This is a genomic window from Pseudomonas sp. 8O (assembly GCF_902506495.1).
In the GTDB taxonomy this organism is placed as follows: domain Bacteria; phylum Pseudomonadota; class Gammaproteobacteria; order Pseudomonadales; family Pseudomonadaceae; genus Aquipseudomonas; species Aquipseudomonas chaetocerotis.
The window spans coordinates 1,079,961-1,095,198 of sequence record NZ_LR733265.1 but is presented as its reverse complement, the minus strand read 5'-3'; the positions used below and the strand labels follow the sequence as shown (position 1 = coordinate 1,095,198).

The following is a 15,238-nucleotide window of genomic DNA, read 5'->3' as shown; positions in this document are numbered from 1 at the left end:
CCGAACGGTAACAGCCGCCATAAAAAAACCGGCGCTCCTTATCGGGGCGCCGGCTTTTTCAGTCCGCTATGTCGATCAGAATTCGTGATCGGCGGTGTCCGGGTTCAGGTCGCTGATGCCCAGCTTGCCCGCAGCCTGCTCGATGGCGCCGGTCTGCTTGACCAGGGCAGCGATGGCGTCACGTACCAGTTGCTGGCCTTCGGTGTTGCCTTGCGCGATCAACTGGTCGAAGTGCACGTTGTTCTTCTCGGCGCTGTCGACCAGCGCCTGCAGCTTGGCTTCGGTTTCCTGCAGGTCAGCCTTGAGCGTGGCATCGGCCTGTGCGTCGGCCTTGGCCACCAGCTCGGACAGGCTTGGGCCGGTCAGGGTGCTGCCGTCGACCTTCTTGTACTCGCCCAGGTAGACGTTACGAATGCCTTTGCCGTTGTAAAAGTGCGAGTTGTGGGTGTTGTCGCTGAAGCAGTCGTGCTCGTCTTCGGTGGAGTTGGCTTCCAGCGCGACCTTCATGCGCTCGCCCGCCAGTTCGCCGAGCGACAGGCTGCCCATGCCGAACAGCATCTTGCGCAGACCGTTGTCGGCCGACTCGGCGACCAGTTCGCTGCGGTAGTTGCCTTCCACGCCGTCTTTCCACTGCTTGACCATGTCGTTCAGGTCGCTCACCAGCAGGTCGGTAGCTGCCTTGAGGAAGGCGCGGCGGCGCTCGTTGTGGCCACCGGTAGCGCCTTCACCCACTACATAGTCGGTGTAGGGGCGCTCGCCGGCGCCTGGCTCGGTGCCGTTGAGGTCCTGGCCCCAGAGCAGGAATTCGATGGCGTGGTAGCCGGTGGCGACGTTGGCTTCGGAGCCGCCCAGCTCGTTCAGGCTGGCCAGCAGCTCGCCAGTGATTTCGCTGACGTCAACCTTGTCTTCGCCAACCTGGATCTCGGTGTTGGCGATGATATTGGCTTGCGCGCCCGGGTTGCCCAGGGCGTGCTGGTAGTCCTCGGCCACGTAGTCGATCAGGCCTTCGTCCAGCGGCCAGGCGTTGAGCTGACCTTCCCACTCGTCGACCACCGGGTTACCGAAACGGAACACTTCGGTCTGCATGTACGGCACGCGTGCGGCCAGCCAGGCTTCGCGCGCAGCGTTCAGGGTCGCTTCGCTGGGATCGGCAAGCAGTGCATCGACGGCTGTCTGCAGGGTCTTGCCGGTGCTGGCGGCGTCGCTGAACACGGCCAGGGCCAGATCGGCGTAATGGTTGACCACGGCCTTCGCCGCTGCTTCGTCGACCTTCGCCGCAGTGGCTGGCGCCGTGCTCTCGGTGGTGGCAGCAGGTGCAGCTGCCTGGGTCGCGGGGGCTTTGTCTTCGCCACAGCCAGCGAGGGAAATGGCGATGGCCAGCAGGCTGGCGGAGGCCAGAGGCATACGAATCATGGCGGGGTCCTTTGCATGTACGAAATGTGGACGGTACTCAGAGGTACCTGAAAAACTGCAACATAATGCAAATGTTTCGCATTATGTGTAAAGGCCATTATTCGTGCTGTGCGGGATATCGCTACCGAGCCACCTCGTTGCCGTTAGAATGCCAGCACCCGATTCGCAGTTCTGCCTGGAGAAAACTGCATGAGCCTGACCGCCGTGATCATCATCGTTGTTCTCGTCCTGCTCGGCGCCTACGCGGTGTCGCTCTACAACGGACTGGTACGCCTCAAGCATGGCGTGAGCAAGGCCTGGTCGAACATCGACGTGCTACTCAAGCAACGGCATGACGAATTGCCCAAACTGGTGGAAACCTGCAAGCAGTACATGCAGTACGAAGGCTCGACGCTGGAGCGGGTGATTGCAGCGCGTAGCGCCGTTGCCAGTGCTCGCGAACAACATGATGTCGGCGCCCTGGGCAAGGCCGAAAGTGGTCTGCGCGCGGGCCTCGGTCAGCTCTTTGCCCTGGCCGAGAACTACCCGGAGCTGAAGGCCAACGACAGTTTCCAGCACCTGCAGCAGCGTATCAGCGGCCTGGAAAACGGCATCGCCGACCGCCGCGAGCTGTACAACGAGGCGGTCAACCTCAACAACGTGCGAATCGAGCAGTTCCCCGATGTCCTCATTGCGCGCATGTTCAACTTCCAGGCTGCCGAGCTGCTGGTGTTCAGCGAGGCGGAGAAAGCCGATGTGGACATGAAATCACTGTTCAACTGAGAACCTGCCGATGATGCAGGTCGACCCCTTCGGCTTCTTCTTCACGCTCACGTTTACCCTCGGCGCCTGTCTGGGCGGCGCCTGGTGGTGCCTGCGGGGTTGGTCGCAGGCGCGCCATCTTCTGGACACGCCCACCTCGAAGATCCGCTCGGCGGCGCAGGGTTACGTCGAACTCTATGGTGTGCTCGAAGCCTTGCCGGACACGCAGTTGCGTGGGCCGCTGACCGGCAAACCCTGCCTGTGGTGGCGCTTTCGTATCGAGGAGTATCGCTCCAGCGGCAAGAAGCGCAGTTGGCGGGTGATCGAGAGTGGCGCCAGTGACGCCTGGTTGCGCCTGGTCGATGGTACCGGCGAATGCCTGATCGACCCGCGTGGTGCCGAGATTCGTGCGGCGGTGCGTGAAGTCTGGGAGGGCAACCTGCGGCATCCGCTGGGGCCTGCCAAGACCGGATTGTTCGGCTTTCTCACCAGCGGCCAGCGCTATCGCTACAGCGAAGAACGCTTTCATGTCGGTCAGCCGCTGTATGCCATCGGTGATTTTCGCACCCGCGGCGCTGCGCAGCAGGGTTTCGACAGGCATGCCGCTCAGGGCGAAGTGATCCGCGAATGGAAGGGCGATTACGTCGGCCTGTTGCGGCGTTTCGACAGTGACGGCAACGGCGAGCTCGACGAGCAGGAGTGGAATCGCGTGCGTCTGGCGGCGCAACTGGAGGCCGAAGATCGGCACCGGCAAAAGGCGTCCGAGCCGGCGCGGCACCAGATGGCCAAGCCCGATGAGCGCCAGCCGTTCATTCTCTCCAACAGCGGAGAGGACGAGCTGGCCCGCAGCTTCTACTGGCGAGCCGCTGGTGGCGCTGTACTGTGCGTGGTCGGCGCGCTGGCCACGGTCTGGCTGCTGGGTGTGCAGCACTGGTGAGCTGTTTTGCCGGGCGCGAACGAAAACGCCGCGATTGATCGCGGCGTTTTCGTTGGTGGTCGTGTCAGAGCGTTGCGGCTGAGCTCAGGCGTCGCGACTGCTTGAGGAACAGCGTCAACTCGCGCGCAGGTAGCGGTTTGCTGTAGAGATAGCCCTGACCCTCATGGCAGCCCTGGGCGATGATGTAGGCCTCCTGCTCGGCGGTTTCCACACCTTCGGCGATGACTTGCATGCCCAGGCTCTTGCCCAGCTGGATGATGGCGCGAACGATGGTGGCGTCGTCTTCGTCTTCGAGCAGATCCTGCACGAAGCTCTTGTCGATCTTGATCTTGTCCAGCGGCAGGCTTTTCAGATAGCTCAGCGAGGAATAGCCGGTACCGAAGTCGTCGATGGCGATCAGCGCGCCGGAGCGGCGCAGGCTGAGCAGATGCTGGGCCGCGGTGCTGATGTCCTCCATCAGGCCGGTCTCGGTGACTTCCAGCTCCAGGCTTTTGGGCGGCAGGCGGTAGACCTGCATCAGGTTGTTGACCACGCGTGGCAGCTCGGCGTGGTGCAACTGCACGGTGGACAGGTTGATGGCCATGCGCAGATCGCTGAAGCCCTGATCATGCCATTCGCGCAGCTGGCGGCAGGTCTGGTCGAGAATCCATTCACCGATGGGGATGATGGTGCCGTTCTGCTCGGCCAGCGGAATGAACAGGTCCGGCGCGACGAAGCCATGCTGTGGGTGCTGCCAGCGCAGCAGCGCTTCGACGCCGACTACGCGATGGTCGCGGTAGTCGATCTGGGGCTGGTAGACCAGGTGCAACTGGTTCTGCGCCAGGGCATCGCGCAGATCCTTTTCCAGCTCACGACGGCGACGCATCTCGCTGTCGACGCTGGCGATGTAGAACTGGTAGCGATTGCGCGAACGACTCTTGGCCAGGGTCATGGTCTGTTCGGCTTTCTGCAGCAGCTTCTCGGTGCTGTCGCCATCTTCCGGGAACAGGGTTATGCCGATGGTGGCGCGCAGGCGCACCTCGTGCTGATCGAGCAGGAAGGGCAGCTCCAGGTCGTCGAGTACGCTCTGCGCCAGTTCGGCGGCTTCGTAGGGTTGTTCGATGTCGGCTTGAACCAGGGCGAACTGGTCACCGCCCAGGCGGGCCAGCGCCCCGAGACGACCGCTGTGGCTGCGCAGGCGGTCGGACAGTGCGAGTAGCAACTGGTCGCCGCTCTGGTAACTGAATTGTTCGTTGATGCCCTTGAAGTCATCCAGGCCGACGCAAAGCACAGCGACGCGACGCTGCAGGCGGCCGGCATCTTCGAGAATCTGATCGAGCTGCTGTTGCAGCTGCTGGCGATTGGGCAGGCCGGTGAGGAAGTCGTATTGAGCCATGCGCAGCAGGCTGTTCTCGGCTTCACGGCGCAGGTGGGTGTTGCGCTCGATGGAGGCCAGCAACTGGTTGGCGGTGTTGATCCACAAACCCAGCTCGTTCTTCTCGTTGCCCTTGAGCATGGGCAGCTTGTGTTCGCTGGGGCGGTCGGGATTGATGTTGGTGAGGTGCTCGATGATCTTCGACAGCGGTTTGGTCAGCAGCCAGTGATAGACCAGATAGAGCACCAGGCCCATGGCCAAGGCGCGCAGCACCCCAGAGATGAAGATGATTACCGAGTTGGTGACGAAGCTTTCGCCGTAAGGCGCCGTATCGAGGGTGATGTTGAGGTCACCGTAATACTCGCTGTAAGGGCCACGGCCGACCAGTTTGGTGGCGAACAGCTGTTCCTGACCGAGGATCGGGTCTGTCAGCCAGCGAGTCGGCATCTGCGCCAGATCGCGAGTCCGTTCGGCCAGCATGGGTTCGTTGGGGTGGCCAATGGAGGCGTGACGCACCGATTCGTGCTGGAACAACCCCTCGATCACCTGCATGCCCATCTCGCGGTCCAGGCTGTATACCGCCTGGGTCGAAGGATCGCGGAACATGCCGAGGATGCGATGGGCATCGTTGGCCACCGCCTGACGTGTCTTGTAGGCGTCGAAGACAATCTGCGCACAACTCAATACCACCCCTACTACGAGTGCTGACAACAGCACCACGCGGAGCAATTTGAGTGACAAGCTGTTCTTCAATTCCAGCTTCAAAGGCAATTCCTTATGTCGATGCTTACAGCGTCAGTCAGACGAGAGTATTGGCAATCTAGGCCTGGCCGTCAAAGGGCCATCATGCCTGGTGGCACTATTTATCCCACAAGGAACGCTCCTGGTGCGAATCGCCGCTTGGAGGCCTACTCACTGCTCTGTGTCGGTGCGATTGCGCCGTACTTGAACGCCTTTTGTCATATTGACCGTCCGCTGTTGTTACGTCCTGTGACGCGCCACCTGCCGCCTGCTTCGCCGCTGGCACAAGAGTTGCGAAGGCCGGGCATCGACCAGGAGGGGACTCGTGATGAAAACGCTCATGCTGTTGCTCGTCGCTGTCAGCTTTGCCCCACAGGCCCATGCCGCCAGCGAAGAGGCCGCCAATACAGCCTGGCTGGTGTTGGCCAGCGTGCTGGTGTTCTTCATGCAGGCGGGTTTCGCCTTGCTGGAGAGCGGCATGTCACGGGCCAAGAACGCCGTCAACGTGATGATGAAGAACTACATGGACTGCTGCGTGGGCGGCATAGTGTTCTGGTTGTTCGGCTTCGGCCTGATGTTCGGTGCCAATGTCACGGGCTGGTTCGGCATGAGTCACTTCGCGCTGAATGACGGCGAGCCCTGGGATTACACCTTCCTGTTGTTTCAGATGATGTTCGCCGCCACCGCTGCGACCATCGCCAGTGGTGCCATGGCCGAGCGCACGCGCTATGGCGCCTATCTGATTGGCGCGGTACTGATCAGCGGTGTGATCTATCCGATATTCGGCAGTTGGGTGTGGGGCGGTCTGTACGGCGGTCAGGGTTGGTTGGCCAAGCTGGGCTTTATCGATTTCGCCGGCTCGACCGTGGTGCACAGCATCGGTGCCTGGTGTGCGCTGGCAGGGATTCTGGTGCTGGGCCCGCGTCTCGGGCGTTTTGCTCCTGATGGCAAGGCACGCTTGATCCCTGGGCACAATCTTGGCCTGGTGGCATTGGGCGGTTTCATCCTCTGGGTGGGTTGGTTCGGTTTCAACGCCGGCAGCAACCTGGAAGTCAGCAGCAGTCTTGGGTTGATCGCCTTGAATACGCATCTGGCTGCGGTCGCTGGTGCGCTCGGCGCTCTGCTGGCACAACGCAGCACGGCCAGCCCGGTATTGCTGACCACGACGGTGAATGGCTCGATTGGCGGGCTGGTCGGCATCACAGCCGGTTGCGCCAGCATGGCGCCGGGTTTCGCTCTGCTCAGTGGTCTTGTCGCCGGTTTCGTCGTGGTCTATGGCATGCGTTTGCTCGATCGCCTGCAGCTCGACGATGTCGTCGGTGCGATTCCGGTCCACGGGTTCGCCGGCATCTGGGGCACCTTGGCTGCAGGCCTGTTCTACCAGGGCGACCTGTTCAACTGGGAGCGTGTCGCGGTGCAGGCATTGGGTGCTGCGGCAGCTTTTCTCTGGGCCTTTCCGGTTGCCCTGGTGTTCTACTTCCTGCTGGCCAAGACCATGGGGCTGCGGGTTTCGACCCAGCATGAGCAGCGCGGGCTGGATTTTGCCGAGCATGCCGAGGTCGGTTATCCGGAGTTCAACCTGACGCAGACCTTCGACAGCGAGCAATGGTCGAGGAGGGGCTGAGGATGAGATTGAGCCTGCGTCGTCGCGCGATCTACACCGGCCTGGCTGGACACTTTTCGGATGAAGAGGTCTGGCCGTTGCTGGCGCTGTGGGAGAACAAATACGCCGAGCAACCGCCGTTCGCCCTCAATGAGTTTCTTGCCGAGGTGGTGCTGCGTACCGAGCGCAAGCTCGAACGCGCACGTCTTTACCGAGAGTTGGTTGGCGCCCTGACGGGACCGCCTTCGCAGCTGCTGCCTGACCCAGAGGAGCAACTGGCTGCCTGGCGCCAGGGACGCAACGAGGCTGTGCGGCAGGTGGCGACCCCGGATAGTGCCGCGCAAACCACTTTCCTGGCCCTGAACCAGGCCTTGCTGGAGCAACTCGATAGCGCGCAGCAGGCAGCACTGAGGCGCTTCGCCGCCGGCAACCTGTCCGGTATGGGGGTGAGCTCCGAGCTGTCGACGCGTTTACGTATCTGGTTGGAGCAGGGCGGGGGCGACGGTATCGCCAACCTCGGACTGGAGCAACTGCGTAAGCTGCTGAACCTGCTATATATCGGGCTCTGCGAGTTTCTCGGGCCGGTCCGTGCTGACCGCGTACTGAGTCAGGCGGTCAATCGTGTGGGGGAGCAGGGGGTGGAGTTTTCACCGCGCAGATTGCTCTAGCCGGGCAGACGAGATGCAGAAACGAAAAACCCGGCCATGAAGGCCGGGTTTTGTATTACGGGGCTGTGATTCAGGCCGCGTAGTTCTGGGCGACGAAGTCCCAGTTCACCAGGTTCCAGAACGCCTCGACATACTTCGGACGCAGGTTGCGGTAGTCGATGTAGTAGGCGTGTTCCCAGACGTCGCAGGTCAGCAGCGGCGTGTCGCCGGAAGTCAGCGGGCAGCCGGCGCCGATGGTGCTGGCCAGGGCCAGGGAGCCGTCAGCTTTCTTCACCAGCCAGCCCCAGCCGGAACCGAAGGTACCGATGGAAACCTTGCTGAACTCTTCCTTGAACTTGTCGAAGGAACCGAAGGCAGCGTTGATGGCATCAGCCAGGGCGCCGGTCGGCTGGCCACCGCCGTTCGGCGACAGGCAGTTCCAGTAGAAGGTGTGGTTCCACACCTGAGCGGCGTTGTTGAAGATGCCGCCCGAGGAAGTCTTGACGATTTCTTCCAGGCTCTTGCCTTCGAACTCGGTGCCCGGCACCAGGTTGTTCAGGTTCACGACGTAGGTGTTGTGGTGCTTGTCGTGGTGGAATTCGAGGGTCTCGGCGGAAATGTGCGGCTCGAGGGCATTCTTTTCGTAAGGCAGCGGCGGCAATTCAAAAGCCATGGTCTATCTCCTACTCAGGTCGTGTGCGGTATGCGCAAGGCCGATCACGGGCGGCCTACAGGCGGCGTCGAGTTTGTACTCTTTGCGCCGCAGACTCGGGATCATAGCACCCGACCACGGCCATAACCACGCAACATCTGTGTGGGAAAGCCGGTGCCAGGGCCTTTGCAGCATTGAGTTCGACAGCCTCAGGCGCCAGCAGTTGCCTCTTTCGGCGCGGTCGCGCCGAAACGCCAACAGGCTTTAAAGTGCGCCGGCTTTCTTCCAGGCCAGATAACTGCTTACCAGCTCCGGGCCCAGTTCGCCCGGGCGGGCGTCGAGCACCGGTACTTCATGGGCAGCCAGACGTTCGTGCAGGTCGGCGCGGGCATTGAGGTAGTCCAGCGTGCCGCAGTAGGCCAGGGCCTGATCGAATTGCTCCACGGGCGTTTGACGCAGACGATCCAGTGCTTCCTCGCGCAGGCTGGCGATCAGCACGCGATGCTGGCGCGACAGGCGACGCACGGCGGCGAGCAGGTCCTGATCGTCTTCGTCACGCAGGTTGGTCACCAGCACCACCAGCGAGCGACGCCGCTGGCGCGCCAGCAGCAGATCGGCGGCGGCGCTGAAGTCGGCCGGTTGCTGGCTGGTGTCTAGGTCGTAAACGGCGTTGAGCAGCACGTTCAACTGCGCAGGCCCCTTGACCGGCGCCAGGTAACGCGACTGGTTGCCGGCGAAGGTCGCAAGGCCGACGGCATCGCCCTGGCGCAGGGCTACGTAGCTGAGCAGCAGGCAGGCGTTGAGGGCGTGATCGAAGTGCGACAGCTCGTCGTCCTGGCTGCGCATACGGCGGCCGCAGTCGAGCAGGAAGACGATCTGCTGGTCGCGTTCGTCCTGGTACTCGCGGGCGATGGGTGTGCGCTTGCGCGCAGTGGCCTTCCAGTCGATCTGGCGCAGGGTGTCGCCATCACGAAATTCGCGCAGCTGATGAAACTCCAGGCCCAGGCCGCGACGCGGGCGCTGACGCACGCCCAGCTGACTCAGCCAGTCGTCTACCGCCTTGAGCTGCGCGCCGTAGAGACGCGCGAAATCGGGGTAGACGCGACTTTCACCTTCCAGCGGCAGCAGGCGTTTGGCCTGCCACAGGCGCAGCGGGCTGGGCAGTTTCAGCTCGCACAGGGCGAAGTGGAAGTGCCCACGGATCAGCGGCTTCAGACGATAGCTGACCCGCGTCTGCTGGCCAGGCTGCAGGGTGATGCGTTGCGGCAGGAAGTCGAAGGCCATGCCTTCTGGTACATGGTCGAAGACCTCGATTTCCTGGGGCTGGGCGAAATCGTGATGGGCGATCAGCTGTACCTCGCTCCAGCGCCCGAGCGGCAGGTTGCCCGGCAGTACGCGCTCCAGGCGCGGCGAGCGCTGGCGACGCAGCCACAGGGCATCGACGACGGCGATCAGTGCCAACGCCAGCAATAGCCCCCAGGCCAATGGCATCAGGCTGTCTGCCAGGCGCATGCCGAGCAGGGGCAAGGCGCCGAGCAATACGGCGGCGGCGAACAGGCCGCCGAGCAGCCCGAGGAGCAGGCGCGAAGGTTTCATAGACGCGGTGCCGGCACCTGATCGAGCAACTGTTGCAGCACCTGATCCACCGACAAGCCTTCGATATCCAGTTCCGGCGCCAGGCGTACGCGATGGCGCAGCACGGCCAGGGCGCAGCTCTTGATGTCATCCGGCAGGACGAAATCACCGCCGCGCAGCAGCGCGCGAGCACGGGCGCCACGCACCAGGGCGATAGAGGCACGTGGTCCGGCGCCCATGGCCAGGCCTGGCCAACTGCGCGTGGCGCGGGCCAGGCGTACGGCGTAATCGAGCACCTGCTCATCCAGTGGCAGATCGCTTGCGATCTTCTGCAAGGCCAGTACGTCCTTGGCCTGCAGCAGGGTACGCAGCGGGCTGACTTCGAGCATGTCGGCCTTGGCCGAGCGGGTCACCTGGCGCACCATGTTCAGCTCTTCATCCTGCTGCGGATAATCCATGCGCAGCTTGAGCATGAAGCGATCCAGCTCGGCTTCCGGCAGCGGGTAGGTGCCTTCCTGCTCGATCGGGTTCATGGTCGCCAGCACCATGAACGGCAGCTGCACCGGCAGTGCGCGGCCTTCCAGAGTCACCTGGCGTTCCTGCATCACTTCCAGGAGGGCGGCCTGGGTCTTGGCCGGTGCGCGGTTGATTTCGTCGGCCAGCAGCAGGTTGGTGAACACCGGGCCCTTGCGCAGTTTGAACTGCTCGCTCTGCATGTCATACACGGCATGGCCGGTAACATCGCTGGGCATCAGATCCGGGGTGAACTGGATGCGCGCGAACTCGCCGCCAAAGCAACGCGCCAGGGCGCGCACCAGCAGGGTCTTGCCCAGCCCCGGTACACCTTCGACCAACACGTGGCCACCGGCGATCAGTGCGGTGAGCACGTCGTCGATCACCGCGCTCTGGCCGATCACCGCCTTGCGCAACTCGGCGCGCAGGGCCTGGGCCAACTGGCTGGCACGCTGGCGCTGCTGCGCTTGCGGGTTGCTCGGCGTGGCGGCCGGGATTTCCTGCACCGGCAGGTTGTCGTTCTCGGGGGTCTCGCTCATAGGGCATTCCTGAGGGTTTGCAGGTGGGCGACCTGGCGGGTGAAGTCACTGGCGGATAGGCGCTGCGGCGGCAATGGGCGCATGGCCTGGCTGATGTCCTTGGCGGGCAGGCGGGTCAGGCGACCAAGAACCTGCCACTGCTCGGCGACGGCGAGCTTCTCGAAACCGGGATGACGGCGGCGGGCGCGGCGATTGATGTCCTGCTGCAGGCCTTTGAGCAGGCTGTGCTGGCCGCTGCGGCGGAGCAGGAAGTCGGCGCTGCCACGCAGGTGTTCCTCGAGCTGGCGCCGTGCTCGGCTGGCCGGTGCCTGCAGCGGGCCATGACGCATGCCGACGTGCCACAGGGTGGCGATGATCAGCAGCGCCAGCGCCAGCAGTGCCAGTGGGAAGTGGCGCAGCAGCAGACGGGCCAGGCCGTCGCTGTCGGCATGGTAGAGCAGGGTCACCGCGCTGTCCTGGCCCAGGTACCAGAGCAGCCAGGCGTGGTCGTAGTCGTCGATGTTGCGGTTCTGCCAGATCCATGGATCGCTCAGTACGGTGATCAGTCCGTCGCCGTGGTACAGCTGCAGCAGGTGCGTGGCAGCGTCGCTGTTGGCCCAGGCGTGCGCGCGGTTCTGCGCATCGTACAGGTGGAAGTCGGTGTCGAAGGCGATGTAGGCCGGGGCCTGCTCGTTCTCCAGGTAAAGCTTGGTGAGTTGCGGGTAGGCCTCGCTCGCTTCGCTGTCTGGCTCGGGCTCACTGGCTTCTTCGTCGTCCAGCTCGTCAGTCATGTATTGCTGGACACCGAGCAGATCGAGCAGCAGGTCGCCACTCTCGCCTTCCTCTTCGTCCCACAGGCGCTCGGCAATGAACAGCAGATGGCCGCCACTCGCTGTCCACTGCAGCACGCGCTCAACCTGGCGCGGCGTCATGTTGCTGCGGTCAGCCAGCAGCATCAGGGTCTGACCTTCGCTGGGCAGGTCATCGAGCACATCCAGGCCTTCGGCGCGGCGTGCGGCGATGCCTTGTTTGCGCAGGAAGTGCTCGGCAGCCAGATAAGGGCTGCTGGCAACCTCGGGGGCAGGGCCGTGCTCGATCACCTCTTCATAGGGTTCGAGTTTGCCCATCAGGTAGCTGGCGAGCAGTCCCAATACCAGCAACAGGGCCATGGCCAGGATGAAACCGGCGCGCCGACTCATGCTGCACGCTCCTGGCCGAACAGGCTGCGCCAGCCCTGACACAGGCCCTGACGCTGCGATTCGGCAGGCAGGCGATGCCCATAGGCCAGGGCCTGCCAATGCAGGGTGAGCTGGCGGCTGTAGTCTTCCAGGTTCTCTTGCCCGAGGCCGGCGACCAGGTGCAGCACCTCGCCTTCGGTGTGCGACTGTTTCAGGGGCAGGCGGTGTTCATGCAGCAGGCGACTGAGCAGTGCGCGGTAGAGCAAACCGAGGGCTGCGCGCGGTTGGTCGGCCCAGAGTCGCTCGGCTTCGCTGGCGACATCGTCGGGCAGCGTCTCTGGCGCGAGTTCGAGACCGAACAGCTGTTGCGGCGCGACCTGTCGGCGTCGTGTCGGCAGGCCGATGCGGTCGCCAAAGGCCTGCAGCCACTCGCGGTAGCGCCACAGAACGAAGACCAGCAGCGCGGCCAGCGCTGCCCAAAGCAGCACTTCGAAAACTTGCGCGACGACATCCAGGCTTTTCCACCATTCGCCGAGTTTGAGCAGGTTCTTGAGCATGTCCAGGAAGGCTTCGACGTCTTCCGGCTTGGGCTCCTCTGCGGGCTTTTCTTCTCCCAGGCGCCAGCGCGTGACGGTTTCGCGGTGCTGGAAGGGCGGCTCGTCGAGCAGCGCTTCGATGCTTGCACGGGCGGCTTGGCTGGTCAGCGGCTGCTGGAGCAGGCGTGGTGCGTCCGGGCCTTGCGGGTCGGCCTGCTTGGCTTCTTCGCTGACGATTGGTGGCGTGTCGGCCCATGCGTTGCTTGGCTGCTGCGTCAACAGCACGGCGCAACCGAGCAATAAGGCATAGGCGCTGCCGGTCAGGCGCTGGCGCAGGCGGCGGAAGGTCAGCTCGATATCCCAAGCTTCCAGGGCCGTGCGGCGGTTGAGATAGAGGGTAAAGCCGCAGGCGACATAGACCGGCTCCCAGATGATCAGCAGCAGCACATAAAGCAGATTGGACAGGTGCTCCAGCCACATCCACTGGCCACTGCTGGCGGCGATCAGGCTTTCCCAGGTCCAGTCCAGCTCCACCTGTTGTGGCAGCATCAGATAGAACAGGGCGACCAGGCCCATCCACAGGGCAACCTCCAGATGCATGCCCACCAGCGTCAGCCAGGTGGCAGCGGCGCTGTCGCGCTGACCGAGGACCACCAGGCGCTGGCTGCGTGCCTGACCGGCCAGGCCTTCAAGTTGCAGCACGGGCAGATCGAAGCTGCGCGTCGGGCTCAGGCGGCGCCAGGTCAGGCTGGCCAACAATTGTGGCCATAGCAGTTTCGGCAGGGCGCGCAGGGCCTGTTTCAGCGAGGGTGTGTTGCCGAACAGCGCTTGCGAAAGGATGTACAGCGGCAGACGTTCATAGGCCGGTTTGAGCCACCAGAAGACGAAGATGGCCCAGCCCGGATACTGCCAGAGCAAGGCGCAGAGCAGGGCGAACAGCGGCAGTGTGACCAGCGCCCAACTGGCCATCAGCAGGCCGGCGTGACGACGGGCGAGCAGCACGCCGAGATCGATGGCTTCCCAGGCGCTGCGCGGGCGGATGGCAACGCTGGCCTCAGTCAGGCGCATGCTGCCTCCGACCGGCCAGTAGCAGATAACCCAGCACCAGCGCCCAGAGCCCGGCACCGACGACGTACTTGATGTTCGGGCTGGCGAAGGTGGTAGAGGACCAGAAGGCCTCGATGAAGGCGGCCAGCAGCAGGAACAGGATCACCCCGGCCACCAGCTGTATCGCCTTGCCTGCGGCCAGGCGCAAGGCCTCGCCACGGGGCAGGCGGCCGGGGGCGAGCAGTGCCCAGCCGAGCTTGAAGCCAGCCGCGCCAGCCAGGGCAATGGCGGTCAGCTCGAAGGCACCATGGCCGATGACGAAGGACCAGAAGGGCTCGCCATAGCCGATGCGCGTCAGGTGGCCCGCCACGGCGCCGATCATCAGGCCGTTGAACAGCAGGAAGAACAGGCTGCCGAGGCCGAGCAGCAGGCCACTGGCGAAGGTCTGAAAGGCGATGCCGATGTTGTTCATGATGTAGAAGCCGAACATCACCCAGTCGTCGCCCGAACCGCGTTCACTGAAACGGCCGAGACGGCGCGCGTCGGGATCGTACATGCCTTCCATTTCGCTGACCTGGTCGGGGCTGACCAGGCTGAAAATCAGCTCGGGATAGAGATAGGTCAGCAGTCCCATCACTGCCAGACTGCCGAAGAACAGCAGGCTGGCCACGCATACGCTGCGCCACTCGCTGCGCACCAGGCGCGGGAAACCGCCGAACAGAAAGCGGACCATCTGCGCGCCAAGGTGGCTGCGATGGCGGTAGAACTGCTGATGGCCACGCATGGCCAACTGTTGAAGCTGGTCGATCAGGTGGCTGCTGTAGCCGCGTGCCTGAGCCAGGGCCAGATGCTGGCAAAGCTGTCGGTAGCTGGCGGCGAAGCCTTGATAGGTCTGCGTTTTGGACTTGCCGCGCTCAAGAGCTTCGAGCTGGCTGTTGAAGGCATCCCAATCCGGCTGATGGCGACTTTCGAACAGGCTCTGTTTCACGGTGCGCTCCCCAGCAGGCCGCGCGCGATGCCGTTGAGGCGCGGCTCGGCCTGTTCGGCAGGCACTTGTAGCGGATCGGCCAGCAGCGCCGCCAGCTCGGCTCGGCGTGCTGCGGAGAGCTGGCCGCCACGTTCGGCAAAGCCGAGGATGGCGCGTTGCTCGTCAAGGCTGAGCGGGAAGGGTGCTGGCAGAGGTTCGGCGTCGGCGAGCAGCGGTTTGCTCAACGGCGCATCGCGATAGACCACCAGGGTGCCGGCGGCGATATCGCCAAGACGTTTGAATGCCGGGTGGTTCAGGCAGCTGATGATGCCCAGGGTGTAGCCAAATGGCAGGATATCGACGAAACGCAGCAGGTTGCGCGTCAGTGAAGCGGCCCAGCCGATTGGCGTGCCGTCATCGTGAACCACGCGCAGGCCGAGCATCTGCTTACCGGGAGAGCGGCCCTGGTTGAACACCTCGAACAGCACCATGTACCACCAGGTCACGAGAAACAGCAGGATCGTACCCAGGCCCATGCCGAACTGACCGAGCAGGCCGAGAACGATGAACATCACCATCAGGATCAGGCCGCGAATGACCAGGTCGATGGCGAATGCCAGGGCGCGCGGCACCAGTCCGGCGGGTCGCAAATGCAGATCGATACCTTCCGGCGTTTCGACCTGGTAGCGAGTATCCAGAGGGAGCTGGTTGAGCGGAAGGCTTGCGCGTGAGCGTGAGTGCATCGGCGGACTGCATCAAGGAAAGCCCGATGCTAGCGAGCAGCGGGCCACGAACGCAACCGGGCCAGTGAGCTGG

The 15,238-nt window shown here is 63.5% G+C and carries 13 protein-coding genes; 4 read left to right on the top strand and 9 right to left on the bottom strand.

Annotation, left to right across the window (positions count from 1 at the left end; genetic code table 11):
* Positions 1-75: 75 nt before the first annotated feature.
* Positions 76-1,413 carry an imelysin family protein gene (locus tag GV002_RS18595; protein WP_160019766.1) on the bottom strand — a complete coding sequence of 446 codons (1,338 nt, stop codon included), beginning with the start codon at positions 1,411-1,413 and terminating at the stop codon, positions 76-78.
* 189 nt (positions 1,414-1,602) lie between these two features.
* Here GV002_RS18595 and GV002_RS18590 point away from each other — a divergent pair, with 189 nt between their 5' ends.
* Positions 1,603-2,175 (top strand): LemA family protein, encoded by a 573-nt coding sequence (locus GV002_RS18590; RefSeq protein WP_074917075.1) that lies wholly within the window; start codon positions 1,603-1,605, stop codon positions 2,173-2,175.
* Positions 2,176-2,185: 10 nt separating this feature from the next.
* Entirely contained in the window at positions 2,186-3,091 is a 906-nt protein-coding gene (locus tag GV002_RS18585; protein WP_160019765.1) for a GIDE domain-containing protein, read from the top strand.
* A gap of 64 nt (positions 3,092-3,155) precedes the next feature.
* Here GV002_RS18585 and GV002_RS18580 read toward each other — a convergent pair whose 3' ends face one another.
* Positions 3,156-5,210 carry a putative bifunctional diguanylate cyclase/phosphodiesterase gene (locus GV002_RS18580; RefSeq protein ID WP_072425838.1) on the bottom strand — a complete coding sequence of 685 codons (2,055 nt, stop codon included), beginning with the start codon at positions 5,208-5,210 and terminating at the stop codon, positions 3,156-3,158.
* A gap of 304 nt (positions 5,211-5,514) precedes the next feature.
* Between GV002_RS18580 and GV002_RS18575 the strand changes: the two genes are divergently transcribed.
* Both GV002_RS18575 and GV002_RS18570 read left to right on the top strand, forming a co-directional pair.
* Positions 5,515-6,810, top strand: a complete 1,296-nt coding sequence (locus GV002_RS18575) for an ammonium transporter (protein ID WP_160019764.1) — start codon at positions 5,515-5,517, stop codon at positions 6,808-6,810.
* Positions 6,811-6,812: 2 nt separating this feature from the next.
* Positions 6,813-7,457 carry a hypothetical protein gene (locus tag GV002_RS18570; RefSeq protein WP_160019763.1) on the top strand — a complete coding sequence of 215 codons (645 nt, stop codon included), beginning with the start codon at positions 6,813-6,815 and terminating at the stop codon, positions 7,455-7,457.
* A 70-nt stretch (positions 7,458-7,527) separates the two neighbouring features.
* Here the strand turns inward: GV002_RS18570 and GV002_RS18565 are convergent, their stop codons facing one another.
* The 7 genes from GV002_RS18565 to GV002_RS18535 form a co-directional block, all read right to left on the bottom strand.
* Complete coding sequence (locus GV002_RS18565; protein ID WP_003462535.1) at positions 7,528-8,109, bottom strand: superoxide dismutase; 582 nt, start codon at positions 8,107-8,109, stop codon at positions 7,528-7,530.
* A gap of 243 nt (positions 8,110-8,352) precedes the next feature.
* Positions 8,353-9,684 carry a DUF58 domain-containing protein gene (locus GV002_RS18560; RefSeq protein ID WP_160019762.1) on the bottom strand — a complete coding sequence of 444 codons (1,332 nt, stop codon included), beginning with the start codon at positions 9,682-9,684 and terminating at the stop codon, positions 8,353-8,355.
* Positions 9,681-10,715, bottom strand: coding sequence for an AAA family ATPase (locus GV002_RS18555; RefSeq protein WP_160019761.1), 1,035 nt, complete (start codon positions 10,713-10,715; stop codon positions 9,681-9,683). The genes GV002_RS18560 and GV002_RS18555 overlap by 4 nt, the downstream gene beginning before the upstream one ends.
* Complete coding sequence (locus GV002_RS18550) at positions 10,712-11,893, bottom strand: DUF4350 domain-containing protein (protein ID WP_160019760.1); 1,182 nt, start codon at positions 11,891-11,893, stop codon at positions 10,712-10,714. The genes GV002_RS18555 and GV002_RS18550 overlap by 4 nt, the downstream gene beginning before the upstream one ends.
* Positions 11,890-13,476 (bottom strand): DUF4129 domain-containing protein, encoded by a 1,587-nt coding sequence (locus GV002_RS18545; RefSeq protein ID WP_160019759.1) that lies wholly within the window; start codon positions 13,474-13,476, stop codon positions 11,890-11,892. The genes GV002_RS18550 and GV002_RS18545 overlap by 4 nt, the downstream gene beginning before the upstream one ends.
* Positions 13,463-14,443: a stage II sporulation protein M gene (locus tag GV002_RS18540; RefSeq protein WP_160019758.1), complete on the bottom strand. Its 981-nt coding sequence runs from the start codon at positions 14,441-14,443 to the stop codon at positions 13,463-13,465. Before GV002_RS18540 ends, GV002_RS18545 begins: the two co-directional genes overlap by 14 nt.
* The gene (locus GV002_RS18535) at positions 14,440-15,165 is read right to left on the bottom strand and encodes an RDD family protein (RefSeq protein ID WP_160019757.1); all 726 of its coding nucleotides are present in this window, start codon (positions 15,163-15,165) and stop codon (positions 14,440-14,442) included. The genes GV002_RS18540 and GV002_RS18535 overlap by 4 nt, the downstream gene beginning before the upstream one ends.
* Positions 15,166-15,238 lie beyond the last annotated feature (73 nt).